This is a genomic window from Paenibacillus campinasensis (genome assembly GCF_002272015.1).
GTDB lineage: Bacteria > Bacillota > Bacilli > Paenibacillales > Paenibacillaceae > Paenibacillus_AQ > Paenibacillus_AQ campinasensis.
The window spans coordinates 1-7,323 of sequence record NZ_NPBY01000118.1 but is presented as its reverse complement, the minus strand read 5'-3'; the positions used below and the strand labels follow the sequence as shown (position 1 = coordinate 7,323).

Here is a 7,323-nt window from a genome sequence, read left to right as displayed (position 1 = left end):
CCCATCTACATCTACACTGCAATGCATTACACCATATTTTAACATAACCTCTTCCACGGACTCGCATATTCCCGGTTGACGAAACCAAAATCCGAAAGTATAATCAAATCCATATTAAACTTATAGGAATTATTAAATATTAAAAAGATACCGACCATTCAAATGGAGGTCACAGCCTCAGCAGATATTGTGCTGGCGTTGTGGCCTTTTATTTTTTGATCCTATTTTTGAAGGCCAGGTGAGTAGAAGCGATGAGAAAGCTCATGTCCAATCCGTTCATCGGAAAATGTTTGCCTTGGGTCCTCCCCATCTTACTAATCGTTGTGTGGGCCATATTATCCAATCTTGACGTGATATCGAGGAAAATCCTCCCCCTGCCTCAAGACGTTTTATTTTCTTTCAAAGATTTGCTGTTATCAGGAAAGTTAATCGAACACATCTCCATCAGCTTTCAAAGAGCGTTCATAGGTTTCTTAATCGGCGGGGGAATCGGTCTTGTACTGGGTTTTATCAACGGCCTATCCTCCATCGCTGAAAAATTGTTGGATACGACGATTCAAATGATACGCAATGTTCCTCATCTGGCGATGATTCCCCTAGTCGTTCTATGGTTTGGCATTGGCGAGGAATCGAAAATATTTCTGGTCGCGATCGGCGTGTTATTCCCGGTCTACATCAATACCCTGCACGGCATCCGCTCCGTGGACAACGGATTGATCGAAATGGGCAGCGTATACGGGCTGCGCACCGCTTCGCTCTTCTGGAAAGTCGTTCTGCCTGGTGCCCTGCCTTCCATTCTGGTCGGACTCCGCTACGCTTTAGGCATCATGTGGCTCACCCTCATCGTATCCGAGACGATTGCTACGAATTCGGGCATCGGCTTTCTGGCTATGAATGCAAGAGAATACATGCAAACCGATATCATTCTGCTGACCATTGTGCTGTATGCCTTATTTGGAAAGCTGGCCGATTCTATCGCCAAGCTCTTAGAGAGGCGGTTCTTACGCTGGAACCCGAATTATCACAACTAAGCTCTGAAAGGATGTGTCGACCCTGAAATCCTCTACCCACGGTGTGCATCTTCGTATAACCCAATTACAGAAAAGCTTTGGCGAACAGCCTGTACTTCGAGGCATTGAGCTGGACGTGAAGCCGGGAGAGTTCATAGCCATCATCGGGCGAAGCGGCTGCGGGAAAAGCACGCTTTTGCGCGTGATCGCCGGATTGGAGCCCGCCACGTCGGGAGGCATATGGATCAATGACCATCCGGTTCACCATGTGCATGCCGAGACCCGGATGATGTTTCAAGACGCCAGGCTGCTGCCCTGGAATAAGGTCATCGATAATGTAGCGATCGGACTTCGAAAAGAAGACCGCCATAAAGCCGAAGCCGCTTTAGAACAGGTTGGGCTCGGTGCCCGGGCCAATGATTGGCCGTCCGTGCTCTCCGGCGGTCAGAGGCAGCGCGTCGCCTTAGCCAGAGCGCTCGCCAGCCAGCCCAAACTATTGCTGCTCGATGAGCCTTTAGGCGCGCTGGATGCATTGACCCGCATTGAAATGCAGCAATTAATCGAATCGCTGTGGCAGCAGCAGCCATTTACGACCGTCCTGATTACGCACGATGTCGAAGAGGCTGTCGTCTTGGCCGATCGCGTAGTCCTCATTGAGGAAGGCCGGATCGCGATGGATCGAGCTGTCCCTTTCCCCCGCCCCCGTCAACGGGGAAATGCCGAAGTGGCCGCATTCATCGATCACATCCTGAAACGGGTCTTGGGCATAACCGAAGTGGCAAGCCGGCATGAAGCAGAAAGCCTCCCCTATCCATTAAAGAAAGGTTCATAGGTGTCTAACGCCATCCCGCTCGGGAGGGGAATTCCATAACCATTTCTTGAAGGAGGTGGATCACAAGCGAGCGTTTGACCGGATGTGAAACCGTAAGAAAAACGTCTATCGACGTACTTTCAAAGAAGACAGACCGCGTTTAGCGGTAGTTTTCTTGCGATACCAGGCAGCAGATTCTCCGATGTTTATACTTTCTGATCTAGAAAAAGAAAGGAGCTGTAGAAACCATGCCCAACATCGATAGTCCGCAAGAAATCGTAAAAGAAATTAGGATTACCCGCTGCCCCGTTCCGACAGCAGCCAGCTTGGCCCTTGACCTCGGGCTTCTTGATCAGGAGCTTGAAAAGTCCGGATGTACGGCAGCGGAGCTAACACGAGACACCCGTCAAGCTTTGCCGGATGCGCATTTTAATCACACCTTGCCATTCCTCGTGCGGGAAGGCGGCAACATTCCGGCTTTATGGGCACGCTCAACCGGGAGTGATACGCGGCTGATCGGACTAAGCTGGGTCGATGAATATCAAGCCATTCTTACCCTTCCCGACTCGGATCTTCAGGAGCCTGGCGATCTGCGCGGAAGACGAATCGGGATTCCTCGTCATCGGTATTTGGAGATCGATTTTCGAGCAGCCCAAGCGCTTCGCGGGTTTCATAATGCGCTCTCGCTGGCGAATCTTACGCTGAATGACGTCAACATCACCCATCTTGAAGCGGCTCGTGAAGGAAGAAGGGATTCCTGGAATACCGAGATCGAGGCGCTGCAGCGGCGTGAGATCGATGCTGTTTTTGTCAAAGGAGCTACCGGACTGGAGGTCGCCCGTACGGTCGGGCTAAAGGAAGTGATCGAGCTCGGGTTCCATCCGGATCCGCTGGTACGAGTCAACAATGGCGTGCCCCGAACCGTGACGGTCGATTCGGCCTTAACGGAGCAGGAGCATGTCGTGGAGCAGATTCTCACTTCTCTGCTTCGCGCCGCCGATTGGTCCAAAGATCATCCCGAGGATTTCATTCGTGTCGTCACGAAGGAAACCGGCGCTTCCTCCGAATATGTAGCCTCCGCATATCGCAATATTTCCATTCGACCGTCACTGCGTGAAGACTATTTAACGGCGCTTGAAGCCCAGAGCAGGTTCCTGTTCGAGCATGGTTTCCTCCCGAATCCTGTAAACGTATGGGACTGGATTCTTCCCGAACCGTTAGCCGCAGCTGAACAAAACATTGCCAAAGGAGTGTCCCTCACATGACTCAAACGAAAGCAGACGTAACCATCGGCGTTCATCCTAATAATCATTCGTTATTCGTATTGCGCCGCTTGGGCTTTTTGGAAGAGATTCTTAAAGACCTTAACGCAACCGTTGCCTGGGTTGATTACACCGACGGAGCGAGGACGCCTCTGCGGATCGCATCCGGCGAAATCGACTTCGGCGGAACAGGGTCTACCCCGCCGTTAACCGCGCAGGCGTCGGGAATCGATATTGTGTATGTTGCGGTATCGAATCCTCGTACAGCCAGCGGTGCCTTAGTCGTGCGCAACGAATCGCCGGTGCAATCCGTTGCGGATTTGAAAGGCTTGCGCATTGCGCTGTCCGAAGGGTCCTGGCATACGAGCTTTCTGGCAACCGCCCTCGATAAGGCAGGCCTTCTATATGATGATGTCGCCCGTGCGAATATAGGCAATGAGGGGGCAAAAGCACTGCTGGCCGGCGAGGTGGAGGCCTGGGTTGGCAACGATCCGCAGTTGACGGAGCTGCATAACAAAGGTCTCGTTCGCACGCTGGTGCCGCTTGAGTCCCATATCTCCCACCGTTCCGTATGGTTTGCCAGCCGGGATTTTGCGACAAGTCAGCCGCAGCTGCTCAAGGCCGTCGTTGAAGCGCTGCAGCAAGCAGATCAATGGATTCAAGACAACACGCGCGAAGCGGCGGAGCTGTTTGCCCGGGACTTGCCCGACTGGCCATCCGCGGATTCATGGGAAGCCGCGCTTCGGCGGAGACCTTGGGGGCTGCAGCCAATTACCCAGGAATTCATAGCCGAACAGCAGCGGGTTGCCGATCTGTTAGCAAGGCAGCATATTTTGCCTAAGAGCATTGCCGTTTCGGATGCCGTTCTGCCCGTACCCGTAGAAATTGGAGGAGAATAGCATGGCTGCACACAAAGAGGACGTTGAAGTGTATTGGTATTTAACCGCGCCGGATGGCCGCAGTCCTTGGTCAACGGATGGCGCGCGCAAAATCGATTTGCCTTACCTACGGCAGATTGCCTCGGCTGTCGACCAATTAGGGTTTACCGGCGCCTTGCTGGCAACGGGCCCGCATGATACGTGGGTGCTGGGCTCCTCCCTGATCTCCAGCACGAACAATATGCGTTTTCTCATCGCTGTCCATCCGCCGCTGATCTCCCCCGTGCTCGCCGCGAAAATGACGCAAACCTTCGATGATTTCTCCGGAGGACGCGTCCTATTAAACATCGTGAACGGGAACACGGCGCAAATGCGCGCCTATGGATCGACGCTTGGGCATGATGAGCGTTATGCCTACACGGATGAATGGATTCAGGTATTTAAGCAAGCCGTGGCCGGTGAACACCTGGATTTCCATGGCAAGTACATTACCGCCGAAGGCAAAGCCTTGCAGCTCTCCTCCACGCAGAAGCCAACGCCGCCCCTGTGGTTCGGCGGTTCGTCGCAAGCGGCTCACCTCACGGCAGCCAAGCACATCGACACATACCTGAGCTGGGGCGAAACGCCTCCGCAGGTCGCCGAGAAGATCCAAGATCTTCAGGCTTTAGCGGCAGAGCAAGGCCGTACGATGCGGTATGGCATCCGGCTGTATCTGATCGTGCGCGATACGGATGAGGAAGCTTGGCAAGAAGCGGACCGGCTGCTCAAGACGATGGATCCGCAGACCGTGGAGCATATGCAATCCATTCTTCGTAATAGCGATTCGGTGGGGCAGCAGCGCATGCTTCGCAATCATAACGGCCAAATTCCGAAAGACGCGCGGGAGCTCGAAATTTATCCGGATTTATGGGCTGGGATGAGTCTGGTACGACCAGGTCCGGGCACCACGATCGTTGGCAGTCCGGCAACCGTGCTGGCGCGCATAAAAGAGTATCAGGATGCGGGCATTTCAACGTTTATTTTCTCCGGCGTTCCGCTGCTTGAAGAAGCTTACCGTGTAGGAGAATACATCCTGCCCCATCTGCGCGTGAACCGTCAGGCCGTAACGGCGCCGAAGCTAGAGGAACAGGAGAAGGTCTTCACGTGGGCTCATAACATCCATTAATCGATCCGGCAAAAAGGGAAGTGTCCTATGCGAAAAATAAGTTTGCAGGTACTATTCATATTTCTGTTAGTTACGTTATCGGCTTGCGGTAAAGCCGGCCAAGCGAAACAAGCCACTGCCCAGGATGAGGCCGTCCCCGTTCGTCTTGGCATCCTGCGCAGTGCCCAGCCATTAAGCTTATCCGAGGAAGGCGGGCCCCTGTATAAAAGGCTGGAAGCAGCCGGAGCGAGCATTGAAAAAACCGGCGGTTTTGCCGCCATGTCGCCGGCGATCGAGGCGTTAAACGCCGGTTCGATCGACATCACGATCGGCTCGATTACGGCAGCCATCAGCGCTCTTGTCGGAGGCTCCTCGGAGTTTACGATTTTTACGAAGCAGCCTGGCGACCAAGATAATCAAGGCATTGTAGCCAAGCCGGAATCCGGCATTAAGGGCCCATCCGACCTTCGGGGCAAGAAAATCGCCGTCAACCGTGGCGGCACGGGTGAATACTTACTGTATAAAGCGCTGGAGAAGGGCGGCCTCGATGCGAGCGAAGTCGAGATCGTCTATCTTCCGCCAACGGAAGCGGGGCCTGCCTTTGAAAGCGGGCAAGTCGACGCTTGGGCGACATGGGGTTCTTTTACGGCCGTGGCGCTCGTCGACTTCGGTGCAGAGCTGGTCATTTCCGCAGGCGACATCGAATCCGAGAACGATACGGTGTATATTGTGCGAAACGGCTTCCTGAAGGAGCATCCTGAGCTCGTCCATGAAGTGTTCGAAGGCTTGAATGAAGAGTCCGCGCTTCTATCCGACGATGCCGATCACACCGTCCAATTAATTCAGGACATCCAAGGCGTCTCCGAACCCGTCGCTCGTCAGCAGCTGGAAGGCTCTTTATACCCGTTTGACCCGATTGATGACACCGTCCGCCAACGTTGGCAAGCGGTCGCCGATTATATGTTTGAGAGAGGGATTATTCCGAATGAAGTGGATGTCCTATCCAATACGGTGGATGTAAGGACGTTGAAGTGAAGCCGCTTGAGGAAGCTTAGAGGAGCGGTGAGCATCAGACAGTGTTCGGTAAAATCCCAATATGCAACCCTTCGAGGGCACGAGGTCTGCTAAGGACTTGGTGTCCTTTTTTTATGTTCAATCATACCAACCAGACGGCCCATCCAGAAAGCTGTGATTGATCTGTAAGTTCTGGATTTGACTTTAGGTTGATCAACTATTGTCCCTGTCAAAGGCTGCCAACCAAGGGCAGCCTTTGTTATTCTACCTACCAATCAAATCGACAATTGTTTTTCGTCTTATAATCCAAAATGCTCACGAACTAATTCAAACTGTTCTTCAACACTCAATTCAGGTGTTCTTTCCGATGTTTTGATGCCATTTCGAATGCAGGCGCTTCTCACAACATGACCTCCTGATGGAGCGTCCGAAGCTCCATCGCCAGCCCGGGACACGTCCGGCCCAGTCGGCCGAGTTCCTTGTACAACAGGCTGTGATGCGGGCAGCGTCCGCCCTGGAAACGGCGCAGCAGGGCGTCATGCTGCAGTTTGCGAAAATGAAAAATCCGCTCGCAACCGAGCATCCAGCCAACGATGAGGTAGAGCAGGATACGATGAATAGGAAAAACCGAGTTGTGCGCTTTGCCGCCAGAGAGGCAACGCATGGCCTCAGCAAGCTTGATTTTTTCGAGATAGGCCAGAAAGACTTTGATGCCACCGAAGCTCGTGGCATTTTGCAGAGAAAATTCGGTCTTGATTTTGCTGATGGGTGTGGTAAACTTCACCTAAAAGGTGCTTCTCTCTTTGGGTGATGTTGTTCGGACAAACACCATTCTACCAAAGATTCGGAGCCCTTTTCACGTTTTCAGAGAGTCGTACTTTCGAAATTCAGGTTTAAACTTGTCTGTTTTCATTTAACACGAATTGCCGCCCCTCTCATCTTTAATTTCCCCATCATCTTTGCTGATGTATATTTTCTTTTCACTACAATCATCGCCTAATAATTTGAGAGTCACAATCCACTCTCTATTCTTACTTCGTGAACTAGAGACATACCACTCTCCATCTTCACTAGATACAGATTTTAGAGCAATGTCTTCCGCATCTTTAACTGTGAACGCAGAATTAGTACAAGAACTTAATATTATGGTCAGACATAATATAATAAATCGAGTTATTTTACCCATATTAAAACTCGCCCCTCA

7 protein-coding genes and 1 pseudogene are annotated in these 7,323 nt (G+C 52.2%); 6 read left to right on the top strand and 2 right to left on the bottom strand.

Annotated features, from left to right (window positions below; translation table 11 throughout):
- Positions 1 to 251: 251 nt before the first annotated feature.
- The 6 genes from ssuC (at position 252) to CHH67_RS25480 (ending at position 6,140) form a co-directional block, all read left to right on the top strand.
- A complete protein-coding gene (gene ssuC / locus CHH67_RS25505; protein WP_095268178.1) occupies positions 252 to 1,031 on the top strand; it encodes an aliphatic sulfonate ABC transporter permease SsuC in 780 nt (259 codons plus the stop codon).
- A 13-nt stretch (positions 1,032 to 1,044) separates the two neighbouring features.
- Positions 1,045 to 1,842 carry an ATP-binding cassette domain-containing protein gene (locus CHH67_RS25500; RefSeq protein WP_095268177.1) on the top strand — a complete coding sequence of 266 codons (798 nt, stop codon included), beginning with the start codon at positions 1,045 to 1,047 and terminating at the stop codon, positions 1,840 to 1,842.
- A 227-nt stretch (positions 1,843 to 2,069) separates the two neighbouring features.
- On the top strand, positions 2,070 to 3,086 hold the full coding sequence (locus CHH67_RS25495; RefSeq protein ID WP_095268176.1) for an ABC transporter substrate-binding protein: 1,017 nt from the start codon (positions 2,070 to 2,072) through the stop codon (positions 3,084 to 3,086).
- Positions 3,083 to 3,982 carry an aliphatic sulfonate ABC transporter substrate-binding protein gene (locus CHH67_RS25490; protein WP_095268175.1) on the top strand — a complete coding sequence of 300 codons (900 nt, stop codon included), beginning with the start codon at positions 3,083 to 3,085 and terminating at the stop codon, positions 3,980 to 3,982. The genes CHH67_RS25495 and CHH67_RS25490 overlap by 4 nt, the downstream gene beginning before the upstream one ends.
- Before the next feature lies 1 nt (position 3,983).
- A complete protein-coding gene (locus CHH67_RS25485) occupies positions 3,984 to 5,126 on the top strand; it encodes an LLM class flavin-dependent oxidoreductase (RefSeq protein WP_095268174.1) in 1,143 nt (380 codons plus the stop codon).
- A 27-nt stretch (positions 5,127 to 5,153) separates the two neighbouring features.
- Complete coding sequence (locus CHH67_RS25480; protein ID WP_095268173.1) at positions 5,154 to 6,140, top strand: ABC transporter substrate-binding protein; 987 nt, start codon at positions 5,154 to 5,156, stop codon at positions 6,138 to 6,140.
- Positions 6,141 to 6,525: 385 nt separating this feature from the next.
- Here the strand turns inward: CHH67_RS25480 and CHH67_RS25475 are convergent.
- Together CHH67_RS25475 and CHH67_RS26050 are read right to left on the bottom strand one after the other, a co-directional pair.
- A pseudogene (locus CHH67_RS25475) lies at positions 6,526 to 6,903 on the bottom strand (IS1380 family transposase); the annotation flags it as partial.
- Between the two features lie 129 nt (positions 6,904 to 7,032).
- Positions 7,033 to 7,305 carry a hypothetical protein gene (locus CHH67_RS26050; RefSeq protein ID WP_144029323.1) on the bottom strand — a complete coding sequence of 91 codons (273 nt, stop codon included), beginning with the start codon at positions 7,303 to 7,305 and terminating at the stop codon, positions 7,033 to 7,035.
- Between the last annotated feature and the right edge of the window lie 18 nt (positions 7,306 to 7,323).